The following is a 22,080-nucleotide window of genomic DNA, read 5'->3' as shown; positions in this document are numbered from 1 at the left end:
GTCGTATATTTACGGGATGAGGTTATCTGTTTTAATAAAGCACCTGGAGGCGTTTGCGCCTTTAAATTACCAGGAGGATTATGACAATTCGGGCCTGATTGTTGGCGATCCGGAGCAGGAGGTACAGGGGGCTGTTATTGCGCTCGACTGTATGGAAAATGTGGTTGACGAGGCTATTTTACATGGCTGTAACCTGGTCATTACCCATCACCCGATTGTTTTTAAGGGCCTGAAAAAGATTACCGGGAAAAATTATGTAGAGCGGGTGGTCCTGAAGGCGATAAAAAACAACATCGCCCTGTACGCCATACACACGAATCTGGACCATGTACAGCATGGGGTAAATGGGGTGATTGCGGAAAGGCTGGGCCTGAAAAACAGAAAAATACTAAGCCCGAAAGCTTCGGTTTTGAAAAAACTGGTTACTTTTTGTCCGGTTGAACAGGCAGAAGTATTACGGGAAGCCTTGTTTGCTGCAGGAGCGGGGCATATCGCAAATTATAGCGAATGCAGCTTTAATGCGGAAGGTTTTGGCACTTTTAAAGGAGGAGAAGGTACAGATCCTTATGTTGGTGAAAGGGGGATACAGCACCAGGAACCGGAGGTGAGGATAGAAACCATTTTTAAAGTCCAGGACGAACGGAAGGTCCTGCTGGCCCTGTTTGAACACCATCCTTATGAGGAAGTGGCCTATGATATTTATGTGCTGGAAAACAAGCTGGAAACCGTTGGGGCCGGAATGATTGGCTGGCTGGAAGAGCCGCTGGATGGCCCTGAATTTTTGAGGCGGGTAAAAAACAATATGGATGCGACAGTGATCAGGCATACGAGACTATTGCCCAAAAAGATCAGGAAGGTTGCCGTTTGTGGAGGATCGGGAAGTTTTTTATTGCGGGAAGCGATAGCTGCCGGAGCAGATGCTTTTGTGACAGCAGATTTTAAATATCATGAGTTTTTTGATGCAGACGAAAAAATAGTTATCGCAGATATCGGACACTTTGAGAGTGAACAATTTACATCTGATTTGTTGATAGATATTATTCAAGAAAAATTTCCTAACTTTGCAATCCGTTTAACGGAGCATAATACAAACCCCATAAATTATTTCATTTAATGGAACAAACTGTAGAGCAAAAGCTAAAAGCTTTATACGAATTACAAACCCTGCATACTAAGATCGATAAAATACGTCAGATACGTGGTGAACTGCCAATGGAAGTTGCCGATTTAGAAGATGAGGTTGCAGGACTGGAAACACGTATACAAAAATTCAAAGGCGAATTGGATGATACTGAAGATGCCATTGTAACGCGTAAAAATATGATCAAGGAAGCTCAAAACCTGATCAAGAAATATGAGACCCAATTAAAAGATGTTAAAAACAACCGGGAGTACGATGCCCTGACTAAAGAGGTAGAGATACAAACACTCGAAATCCAGGTTTGTGAGAAAAAGATCAGGGAATTCGGATTTGACATCGCCCAAAAAACGGAAGTTTATGATAAGGCGCTTGCTGATTTAGAATCAAGGAAAAAAGATCTTGAGATAAAAAGGGGAGAGTTGCAGACCATTACTGCCGAAACAGAAAAGGATGAGCAGGGCCTGCTTAAAAAAGCAGAAAAAGCAGAAACCCAGATTGAAGAAAGGCTATTGGTGGCTTACAACAGGTTAAGAGGGAATGCCAACAATGGTTTAGCGGTAGTAACAATTGACCGTGACTCTTGTTCAGGTTGTTTTAACCAGATTCCGCCCCAGCGCCAGCTGGATATCCGTCAACGCAAAAAAATCATCGTTTGCGAACATTGCGGAAGGATTTTAGTAGACGAAGCACTTACTCAGGAAGTCGTTCCTGCTTAAACATTTAAATGATATAGAAGAGGCCAGAAATTCCATCTGGCCTTTTTTTTGTGGTTAAATTTGCACAAAATGAAATTATGCACAAGATCAGTTTAGCGAACAAATTTTTTTTAGCCCTCAGCCTGTTGTTTTTACCCGGACCTTTATTTGCCAAATTTGATTTTAATGCAAACTGTCTAAAGGCTTATCAGCTGATTTTTGAGCTTAAACTGAACCCGGCAAGACAAATGGTCGCTTCAGAGAAGAAAGCTAATCCTAACAATGCTATTGTGCCTTTACTGGAAAATTACATTGATTTCTTTTATTTGCTGACAACAGACAGTAAGGATGATTTTAACCGTTTGAAAGGCAATAAAGGGAGCAGGCTGGACCAGATTGCAGATGATGACAGCAATTCTCCGTATTATTTATATGCACAGGCAGAGATCAATTTACAATGGGCGCTCATTCGTGGGCGTTTTGGCGAACAGTTTAATGCTGCGCTGGAAATTAAAAAAGCCAACAGCTACCTGCAGGAGAACGCGAAGAAGTTTCCCGGCTTCCATTTAAATTTAAAAGGGATAGGCCTGATCAATGCCGTCCTGGGCAGCCTGCCGGATGGTTTCATGAAGAAAACACTATCCACCTTTGGAATCAAGGGAAATGTAAAAACCGGCCTGGCCATGATGCAGAAGCTGGCAGAGGGCTTACCTAAATCTACCTACGAGCCATTTTATGAAGAGGCTGTATTTTATTATTCATTTGTACTGGTAGATGTAGCCCATGCGGAAAATGCCTATGCCGAAACCATGAAATATGCGGCCAGGGTTTCGGACAACAGTTTGTTAAAATCCTACCTTAAAGCTTATGTAAGTGCCAAAAGAGGGCATAATGAGGAAGCGATTGGCATTCTTGCAGAAAGGCCTTCCGGGGGACAGTACCAGGCTTTTCCATACCTGGATTACCTGATGGGGATTGCAAGGCTGAATAAGCTTGATTTTAGTGCTGCAGCTTATTTCAATAAATTTTTGCAGAGCAATAAAGGGGTAAGCTATGTAAAGGACAGCTACCTGCATTTGGGATGGATCGAATTGATCTCGGGCGATATAAAGGGGTATCAGGCTTATGCTGAAAAAGTTAAAGGTATGGGCTATGCGATTAACGAACGCGACAAGCAGGCGCTGAACGAAGTGGCTTCAGGAAGCCCGAATGTTGGTCTTTTAAAAGCCAGGTTGTTATTTGACGGAGGCTATTACAGCAAATCGTTGGAAATATTGGGAGGAATAAAGGAGGGCGACCTGAGCCTGGTAAAAGACCGGACGGAATACCATTACCGGCTGGGAAGGAACAATGATGAACTGGGAAAATGGGATGCCGCACTGGAGCATTACAAGCAGGCGGTAAATTATGGAAAAAGCCTGAAGGCGTATTTTGCGGCCAATTCAGCTTTGTGCATGGGAAAGATCTATATGAAGAAAAAGGCCTATACGCAGGCCAAGGCCAGCTTTAATACCGCGATAAACATGAAAGACCATCAATATGAAAACAGTATTGAAAGTGAAGCAAGGGACAGCTTAAGAAGGATCAATTAAAAGCGATAGACAAAAGCATTGATGTGCATACCTGCCCCAACAGAGGTAAAAACGGCATATTCGCCCTTTCTGATCTGGTAACCTTTCACTTTGTTTTTCATGACCAGGTCTAACAGCGTTGGAATGGTAGCTACCGAACTGTTTCCTAACCATGAAATGGTCATAGGCACAAGGTTTTCGGGAACAGTATCCAGTCCGTAAAGTTTAAAAAGCCGCTTCATGATGGCATTGTCCATTTTTCCATTGGCCTGGTGGATGAAGACTGTTTTAATATCGGTAATGCTGATTCCGGCTTTATCTATTGCAGTTTTCACAACCTGTGGTACGGTAGTTACGGCAAATTCATAAAGCTTACGGCCATTCATTTTAAGGTAAGCATTGCCATTGCATTCATCCGGATTATTGCTTTTCCCCATGACCAGCAATGAACCGTAATCAACCGCATAGGTCTGTGTTTTATGAGCGATGATACCAAGGGCTTCTTCACTGTTTTGGGCTTCGAATATAACTGCGGCTGCCCCATCAGAGAAGATCATGCTGTCGCGGTCGTGCGGGTCAATAATCCGGGACAATGTTTCTGCGCCTATGACCATTACCCGGCCGGCATCACCACTTTGGATCAGATAATTGGCCTGGATGGCTCCCTGTACCCAACCTGGGCAACCAAAGATGATATCATAAGCCACACAGTCCGGATTTTTAATCTGCAGGGTCTGTTTTACTTTAGCGGCAAGCGAAGGCAGGATGTCCATGCGGTTGCTGCCTGCTTTTACATCCCCAAAGTTGTGGCAAAAAATAATGTGGTCAAGGCTTTCCTTATCGATTTTTGCGCTGTCGATGGCCCTTTGTGCAGCAATGGCAGCAATATTACTGCTCACCAGATTGGCATCAATATATCGGCGCTCGTTGATCTCGGTAATTTCTGAGAATTTGCTGATGATCTCATTGATGTCCTTATCCAGCTTTACCCCATTTTCGTAAAAGGATGCGTTTAAAAAGGCATTTCCTGAGATAACATTTTCGGGGATATAACTTCCCGTGCCAGTAATAACCGAGTGTATTGTTGATTTAATGCCCATTTTGTACCGTATACTGTTTTAGTGTACAGTATAAAACTAGAATAAAATAATTAGATTATGAAAAATCGTCGATTAAAAATACAAATAATTCTTTAGGTCCGTGTGCACCCAGCACTAAAGTCTTCTCAATATCGGCTGTACGGCTTGGTCCGGTAATGGTGCTGATCATAGAGGGAATCTGGCTGCCGTATTTGTCGCGGATCAGTTTAAAAGCATCTTTCAGATCCATTACCAGTTGGCCGGTACGGGCAATAACGATATGGTGATGGGGAAAAATACTTAACCTTCGGCCGGCTGCATTCTGATTGGAGACCATTACAGATCCATTACGGGCAATTAAGGCTTCACACAGGGTAATGCCTGCTTCGGCCATTTCAAAATCCTTGTCGGTCTGATAAAAAGGGAATTCGTAGGTGGAAAGCAATTCCTGGAGTTCGGGTTCCCAGCAGTATATCTTTCTCCAGTTAAACTTTTCGGCCAGCTGAAGGATATTTTCAATGAATTCTATTCCGTTTTCACAGTAAATAAAATTTCCGGAGACCGCGGTAAGTTGTTCTGCAAACAACACCTCGGGATATTCTGTATTTTCAGCGTAAAGGGGGCTGTCTTCTAAGTTGGGATAAGGGTTGTCTCTTCTTTCAAGAAGGGCTTTTCTTATCTTTTTTAGCATGAGCTCTTTTGAGGAAATGTTTTCTTGCATAGGTAATGGATTTGCTGCCGTTCTATAAAGAAACGGCAGCTCCATAAAATTGTTATTAAGACTCTGTTTTAGCCGGAGTTATAGGCGTTGCAGGATCTGCGGGCTGGCTAACGCCATCGTGCAGCAATCCTTCGGCTGCCGGTTTCTGGTCACCTGTGCCATTTACAAACTCATCATAAGTGGTGCGGTTGTCGAAAGGGCGTTTGCCCAGGATCTCTTCCAAATCTGCCTGGAAAAGGATCTCTTTCTCTATCAGCTTTTGGGCCAGTTTTTCAAGACCTTCCCTTTTATCTGTTAACAAGGACTTTGTTCTGGTATAAACTTCCGAGATCAGGATACGCACTTCATTGTCGATCATTTCCGATGTTTTTTCAGAATAAGGTTTATTGAAGTTGTATTCATTTTGAGGATCGTGGAAAGAAACATTTCCAATAGTGCTGTTCATACCATAAATGGTAACCATGGCGTAAGCCAATTTAGTAATGCGTTCCAGATCGTTCTGTGCACCGGTAGAGATTTTTCCGAAAACAATGTCTTCTGCGACGCGGCCACCCATGGTCATACACATGCCATCGGTTAACTGCTCTGTAGTATACAGGAACTGTTCTTTAGGCAGGTATTGCGCATAGCCTAAAGCTGCTACCCCACGGGGAACGATAGATACTTTTACCAGAGGATCGGCATGTTCAAGGAACCAGCCCGCAATGGCATGACCAGCTTCGTGGTAAGCAACGATGCGTTTTTCTTCAGGAGAGATGATTTTGTTTTTCTTTTCTAAACCACCAATAACACGGTCTATCGCGTCCTGAAAGTCCTGCATATCTACAAACTCCTTATTGCGTCGGGCGGCAATTAATGCGGCCTCATTACACACATTGGCAATTTCAGCTCCTGCAAAACCAGGGGTTTGTGCAGAAAGCTTTTTGGCATCTACAATTTCATCGGTTTTGATGGGTTTCAGGTGAACTTTAAAGATCTGTTCACGGCCCACCAAATCTGGCTTATCGATAGAGATCTGCCTGTCAAAACGTCCGGGTCTCAGTAAGGCTGAGTCCAGTACGTCAGGACGATTGGTAGCGGCAAGGATAATGATTCCCGAATCTGTACCAAAGCCATCCATTTCAACCAGCAACTGGTTAAGCGTATTTTCACGTTCATCGTTTCCGCCCATCATACTGTTTTTACCACGGGCACGGCCAATGGCATCTACCTCATCAATAAAGATGATACAAGGGGCTTTATCTTTCGCCTGTTTAAACAGGTCGCGTACACGGGAAGCGCCTACACCGACAAACATTTCTACAAAGTCTGACCCTGAAAGGGAGAAGAAAGGCACCTGGGCTTCTCCGGCTACAGCTTTGGCCAGTAAGGTCTTACCGGTACCCGGTGAGCCTACCAACAGCGCCCCTTTAGGGATTTTACCGCCAAGATTGGTGTATTTTTTGGGGTTTTTAAGGAAATCTACGATTTCCATTACTTCCTGTTTGGCTTCTTCAAGGCCGGCTACATCATTAAAAGTAACATTTACCTGGCTTTCTTTATCAAAGAGGGTCGCCTTGGATTTTCCGATATTAAAGATCTGACCGCCCCCACCACCGGCACCACCGCCCATGCGGCGCATGATAAAGATCCAGAAGGCGATGAACAATAATACAGGGAGGATAATGGTAAAGAACCAGGAGTTAAAGGTACTTTGTCTGGTCTGTTTTTCGGCAAGGATCTGCTGATCTTCAGGAATGTTCTTTTGGGACTCCTTCAGATCAGTGTCCAGCCTGTCCATTGAACCTGCATTAAAGTAGACGGTAGGGCCGTCGCTGGCACCAAAGTTGTTTCTGCTGATATACTGTTTATATTTTGCTTCTTTTAGCCTGTCCTTTTTAATAAAAACTTCTACTTTAACCACATCTTCATGTTTGTAGGCGATCAGTTTCTCTACATCACCAGGTAAGAGCATCTGGGTTTCAAAGGTGCGGTAAGAGACTGTTTTGGTCGCATCGGCACTAAACAGGAACTGTAATAAAATAAGGCCTAAAATAATAGCAGCATAAACCCAAAATATGTTAAACTTTGAACCTTTTTGAGGTTTCTTGGGAATATTTGGAATTCTCTTTATCAATTTGGGTTTTGTATTTGGGTTCTCTTTCATTGTAAAATCAAAAATGGGGTGAATGATTAAGCACTTTGATAGGAAGTAGACTGGGCATCGCCCCAAAGGTCTTCAATTCCATAAAATTCGCGCTTTTCAGTTTTAAATATGTGAACTACGATATCAAAATAATCAAGAATGATCCAGTCGGCATGTTCCAGGCCTTCTTTTCTCCATGGATTAGTTTGAGTTTTTTTATAGATTTCTTCCTCTACACTATCGGCAATTGCTTTAACTTGTGTTGCGGAATCTGCATTGCAGATGATAAAGTAATCAGAAACAGAACTATTGAGCGCTCTTAAGTCCAATCTTACGATGTCGTTTCCTTTTTTTTCCTGGATGCCGTGTACAGCGATCTCTGAGAGGTATGTAGAAAGGTTTCCAATTTTCTTTTTTACCATTAAAATGTTTTAATTTTGATAAACAAATATACAATCAACACTTGCAAAATAACACTTTTTCAACATTATTTGTTGGTCAAAATTTGATCAGATTATCTGAGGTTGATTCTACCAATAACTTTTTAAAAGCTAAGGTGTCAAATTCCGAGCCATTACCCGAAGGAACTGTTATTATGGCAGATAATCAATTTGCGGGGAGGGGGCAGCAGGAAAACACCTGGTATGCAGAACCTGGGGCAAGCCTTACTTTCAGCATTTACCTGTGTCCGCTTTTCTTGCCTGTTTACAGCCAATTTCTGTTGAATATGGCAGTCAGCCTTGGGGTTAAAGAGGCGCTGGCAGGCTTTCTGGGCGATTCCCTGAAAATAAAATGGCCTAACGACCTGTATGATAACGATCAGAAAGTTGCAGGGATTTTGATAGAAAACATCATTTCCGGATCTCAATATAAGGCCAGCATTGTAGGCATAGGGGTTAACGTGAACCAGGTAAATTTTGATCCTGTGCTGTTAAACAGAGCGACGTCTTTAGCTAAAATTTTACAGCGGGATGTTAATTTAATGGAAGTATTGGCAATTATTTGCGAAAACATCGAAGCAGAATACCTTAAATTAAAAGCAGGGAATTTTAAGATGTTGCAATACAATTACATTAATGGCCTGTATAAATTCAATCAACCGGCGCTTTACCGCCATAATGACGAACAGTTTGAGGGGACGATAACAGACGTAACCGGGAACGGACAGCTGGTAATCTTATCGGAGGGGACTGAAAAGCAGTTTAATTTTAAAGAAGTAGAATTTTTAAATAACATTTAAAGATTATAGCTAATTTCACGGCCTTGTAGAATACTGTTTAAAACCGGCTGAAAACTAAATGAACAAGATTAAAAATATAGGAGTATTAACTTCCGGCGGTGACGCCCCGGGAATGAATGCTGCCATTAGGGCAGTTGTTAGAGCGGCAATTTACTATGATTTGGAAGTTACAGGTATTTTAAGGGGTTATGAAGGCTTGGTTCATGGCGATTTTATCGAAATGAACAGAAAATCGGTAGCGAATATCATTCAACGGGGCGGAACCATTTTAAAAACTGCCCGCAGTGAAACGTTCAAGACCGCGGAAGGTCGTGAAATGGGATACCAGCAATTAAAAAAACACCATATAGATGCCCTGATCGTGATTGGTGGTGACGGGACTTTTACCGGGGCAAATTTATTTACGAATGAGTTTGATTTTCCGATAGTGGGCCTTCCGGGTACCATAGATAATGATTTACAGGGAACAGATTTTACGATTGGATATGATACGGCCATTAATACAGTCGTAAATGCGGTTGATAAAATAAGGGATACTGCTGAATCGCATGACAGGCTGTTCATTGTAGAGGTGATGGGCCGGGATTCGGGACTGATTGCTTTGAGAAGCGGTATAGGAGTGGGCGCTGAAGCGATCCTTATCCCGGAAGCGAACATGGGTGTGGAAGGCCTGATCCAGCGCCTGGAGAACGGGCGTAAAGACAAGGCCTCAAAAATTGTGATCGTTGCTGAAGGTGATGAAGTTGGCGGGGCTTTTAATGTTGGAGAAGCACTCAAACAAAAATTCCCGAACTACGACATCAGAGTCTCGGTACTGGGACATATACAACGTGGTGGGAAACCAAGCTGTATGGACCGGGTTCTGGCAAGCAGGTTTGGCGTGGCCGCCGTTGAGGGGATTTTGGCCGGACAGTCGGGCGTAATGGTTGGACAGGTAAACCGGGAGCTCATTTTTACCCCATTTGATCATGCCATAAAACATATTGATGCACAGCAGGTTAGTCCGGCCTGGTTAAAACTAGTAGAAATTTTATCTTTATAAATAAGAAATGGCCAGTTAACTGGCCATTTCTTATTCTTCTATAATCACAGCAGTACCTGTTGCAGCAACCATGAGCATGCTGCCGCCACTGCCAACGGTTTCATAGTCCAGATCGACCCCGATAATTGCATTGGCACCCATTGCCGCTGCATATTGCTGCATCTCGTTTACAGCGGTATTTTTACCTTCGCGGAGGACCTGTTCGTAAGAGCCTGACCTGCCGCCAACAATATCACGGATGCCAGCAAAAATATCTTTAAAAATGTTGGCACCAATAATGGTCTCGCCGCTTACAAGGCCGATGTATTTAACTACTTTTTTGCCTTCTATAGAGTTGGTGGTTGTGATTAGCATAAATTATTTTTTGATTGTTTGACTGCCATACAACCCGGATGTTACAGGGAATAATGGGTTTTTGCAATATAATGTGGAATTTTAAAACAGTGCATCTTGTTAATCATTAGTATTTTACTTACTTTTGCAGCCCCGCAAGCATAAAGCTCCGGGAACTATGTTGAATACATAAATTAAAAGAAGAAATGGCAACTAAAATCAGATTGCAAAGATTCGGTAAAAAAGGGAAACCTTTTTTCCACGTAGTGGTAGCGGATTCCCGTTCACCAAGAGATGGTAAATTTATTGAGCGTTTAGGTTCTTATAACCCAAATACCAATCCTGCTACCATTGACCTTAATTTTGATAAAACTTTAGACTGGGTAAACAAAGGCGCTGAACCTACGGATACTTGTCGCGCTATCCTTTCTTACAAAGGTGTTTTGTATAAAAAACATTTAGAGGGCGGTGTTAAAAAAGGTGCTTTAACCGCAGAACAGGCAGAAGCTAAATTTGCTGAATGGTTAGGCGCAAAAGGTGAAAAAATTGAAGGCAAAAAAGACAGCTTAACTAAATCTAAAGATGAAGTTAAAAAAGCTGCTTTAGCTGCTGAGGCTAAGAAAAATGCTGACCGTGCTACTGCACTTGCAATTAAAAATGCACCTGTAGAAGAAGAAGTAGTAGAAGAGGCTCCTGTAGCTGAAGCTGCAACTGAAGAAGTAGCTGTAGAAGAAAGTCCTGCTGTAGAAGAAGCCCCTGTGGCCGAAGCTGCTGCTGAGGAAGCTCCTGCTGCTGAAGAAAGCAAAGAAGAAGAAGCATAATATTTTTGTTATGCTGCAGGATAGCGAAGGATTCATTTCATGATTCTTCGCTATTTTTATTCATAGGTATTTATGACACAGGAAGAAACATTTTATATAGGGTATATTACCAAAACAAAGGGGCTAAAAGGAGAGGTTCAGTTATTTTTTGAATATGATGAGCCAGACTTGCTTGATCTGGATGTGGTTTTTGCAGCTATCAATGGCAAAATGGTTCCTTTTTTTGTCTCTTCTTATAAACTACAGAACAACAATACGGGGAATTTCTATTTTGACGACATTGATCATATAGACAAGGCGCAGCCCCTGGTGAAAAAAAAGATATACCTGCCCCTGACTAAAATGCCGGACCGTTCGGACGAGGACTTTCATTATAATGACCTTAAAGGCTTTATGGTCTCAGATGAAAACAAGGGCGAACTGGGTGAGATTATTGAAGTAAACGAATACCCCCAGCAATTTGTGGCAACGGTTTTATATAAAGGAACAGAGATCATGTTTCCTTTAAATGAGGACATGATTGTTGAAATAGATGAGGAGGAGGAAACATTACTGGTAGATTTACCGGAGGGCCTGCTTGATATTTATCTGTCAAATTAATTTTAACTTTATACCATGCGTTTCGACATTATATCCGTCTTGCCCGATCTGCTGAGCAGTCCTTTTGCCCATTCTATTTTACAGCGGGCACAAAAGAAAGGTCTTGTAGAAATTGTGCTGCATAACCTGAGGGATTATGCCAGTAATAAGCAGAAAAGCGTTGACGATTATCCTTATGGGGGAGGCAGCGGCATGGTGATGTCTATAGTGCCTTTTGCCTGCTGCATTGAAGCGCTGAAGGCTGAAAGGGATTACGACGAGGTTATTTTTATGAGCCCGGATGGGGAAACATTCAACCAAACTATCGCGAATGAGCTGTCGGGGAAAAAAAATATCATGATTTTATGCGGGCACTATAAAGGGATCGACCAGCGGATCCGCGATCTTTTTGTAACCCGGGAAATATCGATCGGGGACTATGTGCTTTCGGGAGGAGAATTGCCCGCCGCAGTATTGGTGGATGCAATTGTACGCCTGATACCAGGTGTACTGAATGACGAAACTTCGGCCCTGTCCGATAGTTTTCAGGGCGAATTGCTGGATGCGCCAGTTTATACCAGACCGGCCGACTGGCGGGGGCATAAGGTTCCGGATATTTTATTGAGCGGCCATGAGGCGAAGATCAATGAATGGCGACACGAACAGGCCTTAATACGCACGCAATTGCGCAGGCCGGATCTGCTGGAGGATTAATTTTCTATTTAAATACCCTTATTCATCTTTTGAAAGGACTAAGTCCCGTATTTAAGCTAATCCAGCTTACATACGGGACCGCTGTTTGGTTATTTTCTTTTTAAATAAAAATATTTTTTGTTGGGTTGTGATTATTTTTTAAGTAGATTTACGCTAAAAAAATTATGATTGTATCGGTTTTTTTTGATAAAAAATCATAAAAATATAATTAAAAACAAGCTAAATATACCTTTATGAGCGACAAAGCAAGAAAATACAAGATCAATGATTGTTTGTTGCGGTTGCCAGTGCCACAGTACCGGGAGGCCGTAAAAATTATTCCTAAGATTTTAGGTGTTTCATTAAATACCTTTCATAATTACCGGAATATTTTATTTGATGACAAACAGGACATTCCATATGAAAAAGTGATCATGTTTGAAAAATTATTTGAAATGAGGACAGGTGAGCTGATCAATAAAGAGGTGCAGTGCAAACCTTTAAAAGTGCTTATGGGAAAAGAGTTGCTCACCAGCAGGTTTACGAAGAGGAATTAAAGCAAATTAATTTTATTAAAATGTACAAGTATAAAATCAATGAGTATTTATATGGCCTGAATGTGGTAGAATATTCGGCTGCAAGAAAGATCATTCCCCAGGAATTGGAAATATCGTTAAATACCTTTCATAACTACCGGAACATCCGGATTGATTCTGAAGCAGATATTCCCTATTGTATGATCAGAAAGCTGGAGATTCTTTTTAAGATGAACCGGGGCGGGCTGGAAAATTTTAAAATTAAGGGAGAGGACCTGCAGTCACTAATCTATAAAAGGAAAGGAAAAAAATGATTGGCAGCTCCGATCGGCCACTCTGGTTTTGTGGAAATATTAAAGAATGTGGAAAAAAATAAAAAACGTTTTTATTTTTGAAATAATATTCCTAATATTGCAGTCCGATTTTAAACAACAAAAAATCGGCTTAATAGCTTAAAATCATGGATTTAGTAAAATTTGTTGAAGAGCAGGTAATCGCAAAAAATGAGTTTCCTGCATTCAAATCAGGAGATACAGTGAGTGTTCACTATAAAATTCGCGAAGGTAATAAAGAACGTATTCAAATTTACCAGGGCGTAGTATTACAACGTAACAGCGTAGGCGCAAACGAAACGTTTACTGTTCGTAAAATGTCTAACGGTGTTGGTGTAGAGCGGATATTCCCTATTAACTCTCCAAACATTGCCAAAATCGAGGTGAACAGCCATGGTAAAGTTCGCAGGGCGAAACTATTTTATCTGCGCGAATTAACTGGTAAAGCAGCACGTATAAAATCTAAAAGGGTATAACATTCTTTCAAAAAAATATACGAACCTCCCCGATCATATCGGGGAGGTTTTTTTGTTTGTATATCTTTGCGCCAACTAACTTATTATAAATAATGAAAGAACTGTTAAAAAAATTCGAAGAGAAGCGGCCGGAGATCGTTTTTGAGTGGAAGGATAAGGATTCTGAAGCTGAAGGGTGGGTGGTGATCAATTCGCTTCGCGGAGGAGCAGCAGGTGGAGGGACCAGGATGCGCAAAGGCCTGGACAAAAGAGAGGTTGAATCTCTGGCAAAAACAATGGAAGTAAAATTTACCGTATCCGGCCCACCGATAGGCGGGGCAAAGTCGGGCATCAATTTCGATCCTGCAGACCCGAGAAAAAAGGAGGTTCTGGAGCGCTGGTATAAAGCGGTAATGCCCCTGCTAAAAAATTATTACGGTACGGGCGGCGATTTAAATATTGATGAGATCCATGAGGTGATCCCTATTACTGAAAACTACGGGTTATGGCACCCTCAGGAAGGCGTAATCAATGGGCATTATCAGGCAAGGGAAAATGAAAGGATCCACCAGATCGGGCAGCTGCGCTACGGGGTCTCCAAAGTGCTGGAGGATTTAAATTATACGCCAGACATTAAAAGAAAGTACAAGGTTGCTGATATGATCACCGGTTATGGTGTGGCGGCATCTATCGGCCATTTTTACAGCATCTGGGGTGGGAAGTTGTCAGGAAAAAGAGCGGTTATCCAGGGCTGGGGAAATGTAGCGGCAGCAGCAGGGTATTACCTGGCACAAAATGGTGTGAAAATTGTTGGGATCATTGACCGTGTTGGTGGATTGATCTGTAAGGATGGCTTTACACAGGAAGAGGTCATTAGCCTGTTTAACAGCAGAACAGGAAATACGCTGGTATCGCCCGACCTGATTCCTTTTGAACTGGCCAGTAAAGAGATCTGGGATATTGGCGCCGAGATATTTGTTCCCGCTGCAGCTTCCAGACTTGTTCAGCAAAACGAAGTGGACCAGTTGATACATGGGGGGCTCGAAGTGATTGCCTGTGGTGCAAATGTTCCTTTTGCGGATAAAGAGATTTTCTTTGGGAGCATTATGGAGCATGCAGATAAGCACGTTGCAGTGATACCGGATTTTATATCAAATTGTGGTATGGCCAGGGTTTTTGCTTACCTGATGCAGAGAAATGTAGAAATGAGTGACGATGCGATATTTACGGACGCGTCACAGGTGATTTATAAGGCACTGAAAGCGGTTCATGAGGAATCTCGGGAAAAGAAGGAACTCTCTAAAACTGCATTTGAGATTGCGCTTAAACAATTAGTATAATTATGATTATGGACTATCAATTTTTTGAACAGGTTTTTTGGGGAAACACCGTTAAGCAATATTGCGTTTTTGTAGTTATTATTTTACTTGGATTGCTGTTTAAAAGATTGGTGTCCAGGTTGTTTAGTCTGGCCCTTTTTAAGGTGTTCAGCAAATTTGCGGAAGAGGTCAGGGGAGAAACCTTTGTTGCGCTGCTGGTAAAGCCTATAGAGTCTTTCATTACTTTTTGCACCATTTATCTGGCGATCAACAATTTAACCCACCCCCTTAACCTTGTGCTCTGGCACAGGTCGAAAACTAAGGTTGGGGTTACGATAGGGGATTGCCTGGATAAGATCTTTCTTTTTCTGATTATTCTGTCCATTTTCTGGATCATCCTGAGGATCATTGATTTCATCGCTTTTGTATTAAAACACAAGGCAAGCATAACGAATAACCGGGCCGATGATCAGTTGGTCCCTTTTTTAAAAGAACTGACCAAAACCTTGATCTGTTTTCTTGGTTTTTTTGTTTTGCTGGGCTTTGTTTTTGAGATCAATGTGCTTACACTGATCACGGGATTGGGTATAGGGGGTATTGCGATTGCACTGGCTGCAAAAGAAAGTCTGGAAAACCTGATCGGTTCATTTACGATATTTTTGGACAAGCCCTTCACGGTTGGCGATGTGGTAAAGGTGGATGGTATTGAAGGTACAATTGAGAAAGTGGGCTTCAGGAGTACCTGGCTGGTCAGTCCGGATAAAACAACTATTGTTATCCCAAACCGGGCAATGATAGATGGTGTGCTTGAAAATGTGACGTTAAGAAATTACAGAAGGGTTAATTTTTTTATAGGAATAGTCTATGAGACGGCGCCTGAGGATATTAAAAAGATCCTGTCTGCCATTGCTGCTTTTCTTGAGGCACATCCTGATACTAAGGACGGATATGCCACATTTGATAATTTTGGCGATTCTGCCTTGCATATCCAGGTTGTTTACCTGGTGATCAATATGGAGCACAGTAAATATGTAAAAGTAAAAGAAGAGATCAATTTTAAACTAATGGAGATTGTAAAAGAATTCAGGTCTGGGTTTGCCTATCCGACCCAGCGCTCTATCAGTGACAGCTTTCCGCAGCAAAACAGTAAATAAAAAAGACCCGGCATTACCGGGTCTTTTTTATAGTGTATAGGTTCATCCCTTATGCCAGCTCGGCCAGCACTGTAATCCCGCCTTTTACGACCTGATTGAGCTCGAGGTTAACCTTCGTGCCCAACGGCAGGAAAATGTCCACCCTAGAGCCAAATTTAATAAATCCGAATTCTTTATTCTGGGTTACGGTATCGCCTTCCTTAATGTACCATACAATTCGTCTGGCAAGGGCCCCTGCAATTTGTCTGAACAGGACCGGGGTGCCATTTTGGTGTTCTACTACAACCGTGGTCCTTTCATTTTCTGTAGATGATTTAGGGTTCCAGGCGGCCAGGTATTTGCCGGGATGATATTTAAAGAATTTAACTACACCGGAAATGGGGTTTCTGTTGATGTGTACATTTACAGGCGACATAAATATCGAGACCTGTAGTCTTTTATCTTTAAAATATTCTCCTTCCAGCGTTTCTTCTATCACCACTACTTTTCCGTCTGCCGGACAGATCACAAGGTTCCCGCCACTTGTAAATGACCGGGATGGATTCCTAAAGAATTGGAGGACCGTGATAAACAATAAAAAAGATAAAATGTAGATCAGCCACTTTAACCAGGTCATATTTGCAAATCTGTAATCGATGAATGCGTTGAGTACAAATATGAAAAGAACAGATAGTGCTATGGTGGTGTAACCCTCTTTATGTATGGTCATTGATATGGTATAATATGTTTGCGCAAAATTGGGAAAAAAAAATTACATTTTTGCCCTGTAAATGTCTTTAAGGTTTCGGCCAAGGCCAATATAATCCAGGCCATATCCTACTACAAATTCATTGGCAATTTCAAAACCTACGTATTCCAGTTCGGCAATTTCTATTTTTAATGCTGCGGGTTTAAACAATAAAGCGCATACCCTAACTGAAGCGGGCGCTTGTTTGTGTACCTCATTTAAAATATGGCCCAGTGTAAAACCGGTATCTACAATATCTTCCACAATGATGACGTCACGATTGTGCAGGTCCTCAGGTAAACCAAAGGCCTGTTTCATAGTTCCACTGCTTTCTGTACCCTCATAAGAAGAGACCCGGATAAAGCCGGCTTCGCAGGGCCCGTCAAATTCTCTCAGCAGGTCGGCCATAAAGAGGAAGCTGCCATTGAGTACGCCGATAAATACCGGGCTGCGGTTCTCGTAATCAACATTTAACTGTATGCCGATTAAACGGATACGTTTGCTGATGTTGTCGTTGTCCAAAAGGAGCTCAAATTCTTTACCGGCGATTTGAATTTTATTCATGGTATGGGTTTCATTAAAGCTGTCCTGTTTTCTCCTTCTCCTTTTCTTTCCGGCGTTGTTCGCGGCGCTCCTGCCTTAATTCTTTTTTTGTTTTTTGCGCTGTATCTAGCTTTGCCGGCTGGGTGGTTGTAGTATCTTTTTTATTGCGCCCAAATAAGCGGTCAAATAAGTTCTTTGAAGCGTCCTGTGTTTCAACAGCAGGCAGCGGGTCGTCGTTATCGAAAGCATTGGTGTCAATTTTAGCAGAGTCGGGCAGCAGATATTGCCGCAAACCTTCACGAAGGCGTACATTGTAGAAGCCATATCCGCTGGTATCGGCAGGGGTAAGTCCCCTTCTGGCCATAATGTTACCAATGTATTTGAAATAGGGATACAGGTAGTCTTTCAATCCGCCATCACCCCGGAACTTAAAGAGGGCAATTTTAGGGCGGGGGACAATATTGGCCAGAAAAATGCCTTCTCCTATGTTCAGGTCAGACGGTCTTTTGCCAAAATAGTATCGTGTAGCTTCTCCTATGCCATAAATGTTCTGCCCCATTTCGATAATGTTGAAATAAACCTCAAGCATACGATTCTTGCTGACCAGGTGGTTGTTTTCTATCAGCCAGACAATAAGGATCTCTTCAGCCTTTCTTGCGAGCGTTTTCTGACGGCTGAGGAAAACATTTTTAACCAGCTGCATAGAAATGGTGCTGCCGCCGCGTACAAATTTCTTTTCTTTAAAGTTTACGGCAAACGACTTGCGGATGGATTCCTGAACAAAGCCCTTATGTGTAAAAAAAGAAGGGTCTTCAGAAGTTAAGATCGCATTTTTAAAATTGCTTGAAACATCAGAAAGGGGCGTAAAGTTGGGATTGGAAGGCCCGATCATAATGTCGCGCATGGGTTTGCCCCGTTCATAGGGGGTATAAATAAAGTCACTGTTGATCTTTTGCAGGTTTGTTTTGCCCCATTTCAGGATCTTAAAGTTCATTGGTGTTAACGAGGAATTGAATTGCACGCTGTCGGGCAAAGCGCTATCCAGGTAAAAATTCAGGTCGTACCGTACTTTTCCGCTTACCTGCATCCCCTCAAGCGATTCAAAGAGCCCTTTAGGAAAGGCGCTCAATACTTCCTGGGCATCCTGGTCGGGAGCATGCAGCTGAAGTTCATAAATTTTGTGGGGTGAAAGGGTGTATTTTAAGTAAGGATGAATAGCGGCGTTTTTCAGAAATATAGTGGATGAGCTGTCAAGGGCCACAAAGTTTTTTCCGATCAGCATATCTGCATCAATTTTTGCATCCGGAACGATGATATCGTTCGAAGCGATCTTAGGATGGTTGATGAGCAGGTTTTTTACCGACCAGGAGCCTGAGATCTTAAAATTATCCCCGCTGTAATCGGCATTTTTCATTTCTGTCCTTACCGTATCAAAGCTGAACCTGGCCTGCAGTTTTCGCTCCAGATAGGGCAGCTCAACTTTTTTATTGTCGGCAAAAAGCATAACGTCCAGTTGTTTTTTGCCCGGTTTTACCGTTCCCTTGATGTGCCAGGTTGCTTCATTCCAATTTACTAGAATGGTCGAGTTCAGGTCGCCATCATCTATCGTGGCTGTTGTGGTCAGGAAAGTTAATTTTGCTGTGTCGTTGTCATTTACGTTCAGCAAAAAGTCTTTGACCTCCATGTTATCCGGAATTTTGTACAAAACTTGATTTAAAAGGTTATGTGCAAGATCGCCAAGGCCAATTTTTGATTTATTTTCTGTGCTGTCTTTCTTTTTGCGTTTCAGGAAGAAATCAAGGTTGCTCAGGGAGTCCCTGAACACAATGTTGACTTTCCCGCTGTTTAAATTGATCTGCGAAAGCTTTACATCTCCAAAAATCAGAGGAAAAAGCTTTACCCCAATGGTCATATCGTTAATAGTCGTCAGGGTATCACGGTCTTTGGGTACCACAGAAATACCTTTCATCTGAACGGTATTGAGGCCGTTAAAGCCATATTCTCCGATTTTTATATCGAGTCCATAATCCTTATCTGCTTTTGCAATGGCTTTTGCCATCATTTTTTCCAATAACGCTTCTCTTTTGTTATAGGCAATAATGCCTCCAATAACCAGGACGAGCAGAAAACCCCCTAGTACCCACGCGCCAATCTTAATGTACTTTTTAGGGATGTTAATTTTTGGAAGATGCATGCTATAAAACAGATATTATTGCTAAACGTTAAACTCAAATGTTTATTTCGTGTTAAAATTACAATAAAAAGGGGCATTTAAAATTAATTGTGGCGGTCTTTTGTTAAATTTGACTAATGATGATTAGCCAAGAACAAGTTCTAGCCGCTTTAAGGAATGTTGAAGACCCAGATCTGAAGAAAGACCTGGTGACCTTAAACATGATCAAGGACTTAAAAATAGAAGACAAACACATAAGTTTTACCTTAGAACTGACCACTCCGGCCTGTCCGATGAAGGATATGCTTAAAAATGCCTGTTTAAATGCCATTAAGCATTTTGTGAGCAGAGAGGCAGAAATAGAGATCAACATTACCTCGAGGGTAACCAGACCTATGGATACCACGCAGCTTAAGGCCATCCGGAATATTATCCTGGTCTCTTCAGGCAAAGGGGGGGTAGGAAAATCAACTGTAGCCAGTAACCTGGCCATTGCACTGGGGGCCGATGGGGCAAAAGTAGGGCTGATAGACGCGGATATTTATGGGCCTTCGGTACCAACTATGTTTGGCCTGGTTGGGGCAAAACCAGGTGCAAGAGAAACAGCAGAGGGTAAAACGCTGATTATGCCTATCGAAAAATATGGCATAAAACTATTGTCTTTAGGCTTTTTTGCCGATCCTGACCAGCCTGTGCCCTGGCGCGGACCAATGGCTTCCAATGCGGTAAAGCAGCTGTTTAATGATGCCGACTGGGGCGAGCTGGACTACCTGATTGTAGACCTGCCACCGGGGACGGGCGATATCCACATTACGATTACCCAAAGTTTTCCTATTGCCGGGGCTGTAATTGTGACCACACCCCAGCAGGTAGCGCTTGCGGATACACGAAAAGGGCTTGCCATGTTTAAAATGCCATCCATTAACATCCCTGTATTGGGTGTAGTGGAAAATATGGCTTATTTTACACCGGCCGAGCTGCCCGAAAACAAATATTATATTTTTGGAAAAGATGGCGGAAAAGAACTCGCAAAATCATTTGGTGTGCCTTTCCTGGGCGAAATTCCGATTGTACAAAGCATTACTGAAGGGGGCGATAGCGGCGTTCCGGTAGCTATGGATACACACAACAGTGTGGCCCGGTCTTTTGCAGAAATTGCAGGTAAAGTAGCCCAGCAAATTGCTATAAATAATGCCCAAAGTGCAGGTAATGTTTCCCCTGTCGTAGAAATTGATACGAATTGAGGAAAAAAATTACTATTTTTATATTTTAATAATTTACCAAAATGAATTTAACAGAACAAGTAGAGCAGGCACTGGAAACCATCAGACCTTATTTAATAGCTGATGGAGGAGACGTAGCCATAGAAGAGATTACGCCGGAAAATGTAGTTAGATTGAAATTATTAGGTAACTGCGGATCCTGCAAAATGAGTTTTATGACCATGAAAGCAGGGATTGAACAGGCCATCATGAAGTCTGTTCCACAAATTACTGCTGTTGAAGCCGTTAACCTTGCCGAACCGGTATAAAATGATTTAACACAATTTAACTAGCCGTTTTAATCTTAACCGCTATTTTTGCAATATGAAGTATGCGCTGACCATTTTATTGTTTCTTTTCGTTTCTCCGTTATTTGCGCAGCAAAATACGACGGAGCGGCCATTGATCCAATTTACAGGTATCATTACCGATGTGGATAGCAATACAGTGGTCCCTTACGTTACGGTTACAAATTTAACCAATAAAGGTCAGCGCTACGCTGCCAATTATAAAGGGTATTTTTCTTTTATAGCCCATCCGGGCGATACCCTACTGTATACTGCAATCGGGTACAAGGACCTGCTGCTGGCCATCCCTTCGCAGATCAATGACAGTAAGTATACGGCAATGGTCAAAATGAAAGCCGAGATTGTAAACCTGCCTACCGTGCGTGTTTATCCCTGGGCTACTGTTGAAGAGTTTACCCGTGACTTCATGTCGATGAAGATTGCAGATGATGACTATGTCATTGCCGCCAGAAATCTTTCGCAGGAAAGTCTTAGCGGATTGATCCAAACCCTCCCAAGGGATGGTGGTGAGATCCAGAGCATCAACAACCGGCTTAACCACGACCGGGCATTAAATAAGAATATGGTTCAGACCAACCCACTTTTAAATCCTTTTGCCTGGGGCAAACTCATGCAGTCCATCTTTAAAGGAGATAAAGCCCGGAGCGAGAGCAACTAGCGTTTTTTGCTTTGTTTCGGAAAGCGCATCTTATAATCGGCCTTTACATTTCCTTTAGAAATGGCATCCAGCTTGCTTTTAAGCATTGTTTTACGCAGCAGGCTTAAAGTATCTGTAAACAGCTTGCCCTCTATGTGGTCATATTCATGCTGTATTACCCTTGCCGGCATTCCGCTTACTTCTTCTTCATTCAGCTCCCAGTGCTCATCGTAATATTTAATACGGATATTGGGCTTGCGCATAACGTCTTCCCTGATGTCGGGAATACTCAGGCAACCTTCATTAAATGCCCATGGCTCACCCGTTTCTTCCAGAATTTCGGCATTGATGAATACTTTTTTAAACTTGTTCTTATCCCCCTCATCGGCCCCTGTATCTACAATGAACAGGCGTATAGGCAGGCCCACCTGCGGTGCCGCCAACCCAACGCCGTGCGCGTTATACATGGTTTCAAACATGTTGCTGATCAGTTGTTTCAGATCCGGGTAAGTTTGTTCAATGGGTGTACATACTTTTTTTAAAACCGGGTCACCGTAGGCTATAATGGGTAGTTTCATGCTGCAAAAATACGAA

The 22,080-nt window shown here is 42.4% G+C and carries 25 protein-coding genes; 16 read left to right on the top strand and 9 right to left on the bottom strand.

What is annotated here, in order from left to right:
- The first annotated feature begins 16 nt into the window (after positions 1 to 16).
- The 3 genes from HDC92_RS03850 (at position 17) to HDC92_RS03840 (ending at position 3,428) form a co-directional block, all read left to right on the top strand.
- A complete protein-coding gene (locus HDC92_RS03850) occupies positions 17 to 1,114 on the top strand; it encodes a Nif3-like dinuclear metal center hexameric protein (RefSeq protein ID WP_183872457.1) in 1,098 nt (365 codons plus the stop codon).
- Positions 1,114 to 1,857 carry a zinc ribbon domain-containing protein gene (locus HDC92_RS03845; protein WP_012780206.1) on the top strand — a complete coding sequence of 248 codons (744 nt, stop codon included), beginning with the start codon at positions 1,114 to 1,116 and terminating at the stop codon, positions 1,855 to 1,857. Before HDC92_RS03850 ends, HDC92_RS03845 begins: the two co-directional genes overlap by 1 nt.
- Before the next feature lie 77 nt (positions 1,858 to 1,934).
- Positions 1,935 to 3,428, top strand: a complete 1,494-nt coding sequence (locus tag HDC92_RS03840) for a tetratricopeptide repeat protein (RefSeq protein WP_183872455.1) — start codon at positions 1,935 to 1,937, stop codon at positions 3,426 to 3,428.
- Here the strand turns inward: HDC92_RS03840 and HDC92_RS03835 are convergent.
- The 4 genes from HDC92_RS03835 to rsfS are packed head-to-tail and all read right to left on the bottom strand — an operon-like array spanning position 3,425 to position 7,754.
- Positions 3,425 to 4,507 carry a 3-oxoacyl-ACP synthase III family protein gene (locus HDC92_RS03835; protein ID WP_183872453.1) on the bottom strand — a complete coding sequence of 361 codons (1,083 nt, stop codon included), beginning with the start codon at positions 4,505 to 4,507 and terminating at the stop codon, positions 3,425 to 3,427. The two genes, HDC92_RS03840 and HDC92_RS03835, sit on opposite strands and share 4 nt — an antisense overlap.
- A gap of 55 nt (positions 4,508 to 4,562) precedes the next feature.
- Complete coding sequence (locus tag HDC92_RS03830; protein ID WP_183872451.1) at positions 4,563 to 5,207, bottom strand: lactate utilization protein C; 645 nt, start codon at positions 5,205 to 5,207, stop codon at positions 4,563 to 4,565.
- Between the two features lie 55 nt (positions 5,208 to 5,262).
- Complete coding sequence (gene ftsH / locus HDC92_RS03825; RefSeq protein WP_012780210.1) at positions 5,263 to 7,353, bottom strand: ATP-dependent zinc metalloprotease FtsH; 2,091 nt, start codon at positions 7,351 to 7,353, stop codon at positions 5,263 to 5,265.
- Positions 7,354 to 7,379: 26 nt separating this feature from the next.
- Entirely contained in the window at positions 7,380 to 7,754 is a 375-nt protein-coding gene (gene rsfS, locus HDC92_RS03820; protein ID WP_012780211.1) for a ribosome silencing factor, read from the bottom strand.
- A gap of 83 nt (positions 7,755 to 7,837) precedes the next feature.
- On the opposite strand from rsfS, the gene HDC92_RS03815 reads away from it, so the two are divergent.
- Together HDC92_RS03815 and pfkA are read left to right on the top strand one after the other, a co-directional pair.
- Positions 7,838 to 8,572 carry a biotin--[acetyl-CoA-carboxylase] ligase gene (locus HDC92_RS03815; protein ID WP_255484445.1) on the top strand — a complete coding sequence of 245 codons (735 nt, stop codon included), beginning with the start codon at positions 7,838 to 7,840 and terminating at the stop codon, positions 8,570 to 8,572.
- A gap of 58 nt (positions 8,573 to 8,630) precedes the next feature.
- Positions 8,631 to 9,614 (top strand): 6-phosphofructokinase, encoded by a 984-nt coding sequence (pfkA, locus tag HDC92_RS03810; RefSeq protein ID WP_183872447.1) that lies wholly within the window; start codon positions 8,631 to 8,633, stop codon positions 9,612 to 9,614.
- Positions 9,615 to 9,644: 30 nt separating this feature from the next.
- On the opposite strand, the gene HDC92_RS03805 is transcribed toward pfkA, so the two are convergent.
- The gene (locus HDC92_RS03805; protein ID WP_012780214.1) at positions 9,645 to 9,968 is read right to left on the bottom strand and encodes a YbjQ family protein; all 324 of its coding nucleotides are present in this window, start codon (positions 9,966 to 9,968) and stop codon (positions 9,645 to 9,647) included.
- Between the two features lie 185 nt (positions 9,969 to 10,153).
- On the opposite strand from HDC92_RS03805, the gene HDC92_RS03800 reads away from it, so the two are divergent.
- The 8 genes from HDC92_RS03800 to HDC92_RS03765 all read left to right on the top strand — a co-directional run bounded on the left by HDC92_RS03800 (position 10,154) and on the right by HDC92_RS03765 (position 15,836).
- On the top strand, positions 10,154 to 10,768 hold the full coding sequence (locus HDC92_RS03800; protein ID WP_183872445.1) for a 30S ribosomal protein S16: 615 nt from the start codon (positions 10,154 to 10,156) through the stop codon (positions 10,766 to 10,768).
- A 72-nt stretch (positions 10,769 to 10,840) separates the two neighbouring features.
- A complete protein-coding gene (gene rimM / locus HDC92_RS03795; RefSeq protein ID WP_183872443.1) occupies positions 10,841 to 11,368 on the top strand; it encodes a ribosome maturation factor RimM in 528 nt (175 codons plus the stop codon).
- Positions 11,369 to 11,383: 15 nt separating this feature from the next.
- Positions 11,384 to 12,061, top strand: coding sequence for a tRNA (guanosine(37)-N1)-methyltransferase TrmD (trmD, locus tag HDC92_RS03790; RefSeq protein WP_183872441.1), 678 nt, complete (start codon positions 11,384 to 11,386; stop codon positions 12,059 to 12,061).
- 233 nt (positions 12,062 to 12,294) lie between these two features.
- Positions 12,295 to 12,597, top strand: a complete 303-nt coding sequence (locus HDC92_RS03785) for a hypothetical protein (RefSeq protein WP_012780218.1) — start codon at positions 12,295 to 12,297, stop codon at positions 12,595 to 12,597.
- Positions 12,598 to 12,617: 20 nt separating this feature from the next.
- Positions 12,618 to 12,890, top strand: coding sequence for a hypothetical protein (locus HDC92_RS03780; protein WP_012780219.1), 273 nt, complete (start codon positions 12,618 to 12,620; stop codon positions 12,888 to 12,890).
- Positions 12,891 to 13,036: 146 nt separating this feature from the next.
- A complete protein-coding gene (gene rplS, locus HDC92_RS03775; protein WP_008241658.1) occupies positions 13,037 to 13,384 on the top strand; it encodes a 50S ribosomal protein L19 in 348 nt (115 codons plus the stop codon).
- A 92-nt stretch (positions 13,385 to 13,476) separates the two neighbouring features.
- Entirely contained in the window at positions 13,477 to 14,703 is a 1,227-nt protein-coding gene (locus HDC92_RS03770; protein ID WP_183872439.1) for a Glu/Leu/Phe/Val dehydrogenase dimerization domain-containing protein, read from the top strand.
- Positions 14,704 to 14,711: 8 nt separating this feature from the next.
- Positions 14,712 to 15,836, top strand: coding sequence for a mechanosensitive ion channel family protein (locus tag HDC92_RS03765; RefSeq protein WP_255484444.1), 1,125 nt, complete (start codon positions 14,712 to 14,714; stop codon positions 15,834 to 15,836).
- Positions 15,837 to 15,885: 49 nt separating this feature from the next.
- Here the strand turns inward: HDC92_RS03765 and HDC92_RS03760 are convergent, their stop codons facing one another.
- Genes HDC92_RS03760 through HDC92_RS03750 form a run of 3 tightly spaced genes read right to left on the bottom strand, consistent with a single transcriptional unit; the run spans position 15,886 to position 19,300 of the window.
- Positions 15,886 to 16,545 carry a phosphatidylserine decarboxylase family protein gene (locus HDC92_RS03760; protein WP_183872435.1) on the bottom strand — a complete coding sequence of 220 codons (660 nt, stop codon included), beginning with the start codon at positions 16,543 to 16,545 and terminating at the stop codon, positions 15,886 to 15,888.
- A 42-nt stretch (positions 16,546 to 16,587) separates the two neighbouring features.
- Positions 16,588 to 17,127 carry a hypoxanthine phosphoribosyltransferase gene (hpt, locus tag HDC92_RS03755; RefSeq protein WP_183872433.1) on the bottom strand — a complete coding sequence of 180 codons (540 nt, stop codon included), beginning with the start codon at positions 17,125 to 17,127 and terminating at the stop codon, positions 16,588 to 16,590.
- 13 nt (positions 17,128 to 17,140) lie between these two features.
- On the bottom strand, positions 17,141 to 19,300 hold the full coding sequence (locus HDC92_RS03750) for a transglycosylase domain-containing protein (RefSeq protein ID WP_183872431.1): 2,160 nt from the start codon (positions 19,298 to 19,300) through the stop codon (positions 17,141 to 17,143).
- A gap of 119 nt (positions 19,301 to 19,419) precedes the next feature.
- Between HDC92_RS03750 and HDC92_RS03745 the strand changes: the two genes are divergently transcribed.
- The 3 genes from HDC92_RS03745 to HDC92_RS03735 are packed head-to-tail and all read left to right on the top strand — an operon-like array spanning position 19,420 to position 21,507.
- Positions 19,420 to 20,523: an Mrp/NBP35 family ATP-binding protein gene (locus HDC92_RS03745; protein WP_183872724.1), complete on the top strand. Its 1,104-nt coding sequence runs from the start codon at positions 19,420 to 19,422 to the stop codon at positions 20,521 to 20,523.
- 41 nt (positions 20,524 to 20,564) lie between these two features.
- Complete coding sequence (locus HDC92_RS03740; RefSeq protein ID WP_012780226.1) at positions 20,565 to 20,810, top strand: NifU family protein; 246 nt, start codon at positions 20,565 to 20,567, stop codon at positions 20,808 to 20,810.
- Between the two features lie 55 nt (positions 20,811 to 20,865).
- On the top strand, positions 20,866 to 21,507 hold the full coding sequence (locus tag HDC92_RS03735; RefSeq protein ID WP_012780227.1) for a hypothetical protein: 642 nt from the start codon (positions 20,866 to 20,868) through the stop codon (positions 21,505 to 21,507).
- On the opposite strand, the gene def is transcribed toward HDC92_RS03735, so the two are convergent.
- Complete coding sequence (gene def, locus HDC92_RS03730) at positions 21,504 to 22,064, bottom strand: peptide deformylase (RefSeq protein WP_183872429.1); 561 nt, start codon at positions 22,062 to 22,064, stop codon at positions 21,504 to 21,506. The two genes, HDC92_RS03735 and def, sit on opposite strands and share 4 nt — an antisense overlap.
- Positions 22,065 to 22,080 lie beyond the last annotated feature (16 nt).

Source organism: Pedobacter sp. AK017, assembly GCF_014200825.1.
GTDB lineage: Bacteria > Bacteroidota > Bacteroidia > Sphingobacteriales > Sphingobacteriaceae > Pedobacter > Pedobacter heparinus.
This window is presented reverse-complemented; position numbering and strand designations above follow the sequence as displayed.

Coding starts and splice junctions, on each gene's coding strand:
- HDC92_RS03780 (WP_012780219.1), top strand. CDS start 12,618: ATGTACAAGTATAAAATCAATGAGTATTTATATGGCCTGAATGTGGTA.
- def (WP_183872429.1), bottom strand. CDS start 22,064: ATGAAACTACCCATTATAGCCTACGGTGACCCGGTTTTAAAAAAAGTA.
- HDC92_RS03840 (WP_183872455.1), top strand. CDS start 1,935: ATGCACAAGATCAGTTTAGCGAACAAATTTTTTTTAGCCCTCAGCCTG.
- HDC92_RS03830 (WP_183872451.1), bottom strand. CDS start 5,207: ATGCAAGAAAACATTTCCTCAAAAGAGCTCATGCTAAAAAAGATAAGA.
- HDC92_RS03850 (WP_183872457.1), top strand. CDS start 17: ATGAGGTTATCTGTTTTAATAAAGCACCTGGAGGCGTTTGCGCCTTTA.
- rimM (WP_183872443.1), top strand. CDS start 10,841: ATGACACAGGAAGAAACATTTTATATAGGGTATATTACCAAAACAAAG.
- HDC92_RS03835 (WP_183872453.1), bottom strand. CDS start 4,507: ATGGGCATTAAATCAACAATACACTCGGTTATTACTGGCACGGGAAGT.
- HDC92_RS03845 (WP_012780206.1), top strand. CDS start 1,114: ATGGAACAAACTGTAGAGCAAAAGCTAAAAGCTTTATACGAATTACAA.
- rsfS (WP_012780211.1), bottom strand. CDS start 7,754: ATGGTAAAAAAGAAAATTGGAAACCTTTCTACATACCTCTCAGAGATC.
- HDC92_RS03745 (WP_183872724.1), top strand. CDS start 19,420: ATGATTAGCCAAGAACAAGTTCTAGCCGCTTTAAGGAATGTTGAAGAC.
- rplS (WP_008241658.1), top strand. CDS start 13,037: ATGGATTTAGTAAAATTTGTTGAAGAGCAGGTAATCGCAAAAAATGAG.
- hpt (WP_183872433.1), bottom strand. CDS start 17,127: ATGAATAAAATTCAAATCGCCGGTAAAGAATTTGAGCTCCTTTTGGAC.
- HDC92_RS03785 (WP_012780218.1), top strand. CDS start 12,295: ATGAGCGACAAAGCAAGAAAATACAAGATCAATGATTGTTTGTTGCGG.
- trmD (WP_183872441.1), top strand. CDS start 11,384: ATGCGTTTCGACATTATATCCGTCTTGCCCGATCTGCTGAGCAGTCCT.
- HDC92_RS03760 (WP_183872435.1), bottom strand. CDS start 16,545: ATGACCATACATAAAGAGGGTTACACCACCATAGCACTATCTGTTCTT.
- HDC92_RS03750 (WP_183872431.1), bottom strand. CDS start 19,300: ATGCATCTTCCAAAAATTAACATCCCTAAAAAGTACATTAAGATTGGC.
- HDC92_RS03800 (WP_183872445.1), top strand. CDS start 10,154: ATGGCAACTAAAATCAGATTGCAAAGATTCGGTAAAAAAGGGAAACCT.
- HDC92_RS03765 (WP_255484444.1), top strand. CDS start 14,712: ATGGACTATCAATTTTTTGAACAGGTTTTTTGGGGAAACACCGTTAAG.
- HDC92_RS03740 (WP_012780226.1), top strand. CDS start 20,565: ATGAATTTAACAGAACAAGTAGAGCAGGCACTGGAAACCATCAGACCT.
- ftsH (WP_012780210.1), bottom strand. CDS start 7,353: ATGAAAGAGAACCCAAATACAAAACCCAAATTGATAAAGAGAATTCCA.
- HDC92_RS03735 (WP_012780227.1), top strand. CDS start 20,866: ATGAAGTATGCGCTGACCATTTTATTGTTTCTTTTCGTTTCTCCGTTA.
- pfkA (WP_183872447.1), top strand. CDS start 8,631: ATGAACAAGATTAAAAATATAGGAGTATTAACTTCCGGCGGTGACGCC.
- HDC92_RS03770 (WP_183872439.1), top strand. CDS start 13,477: ATGAAAGAACTGTTAAAAAAATTCGAAGAGAAGCGGCCGGAGATCGTT.
- HDC92_RS03805 (WP_012780214.1), bottom strand. CDS start 9,968: ATGCTAATCACAACCACCAACTCTATAGAAGGCAAAAAAGTAGTTAAA.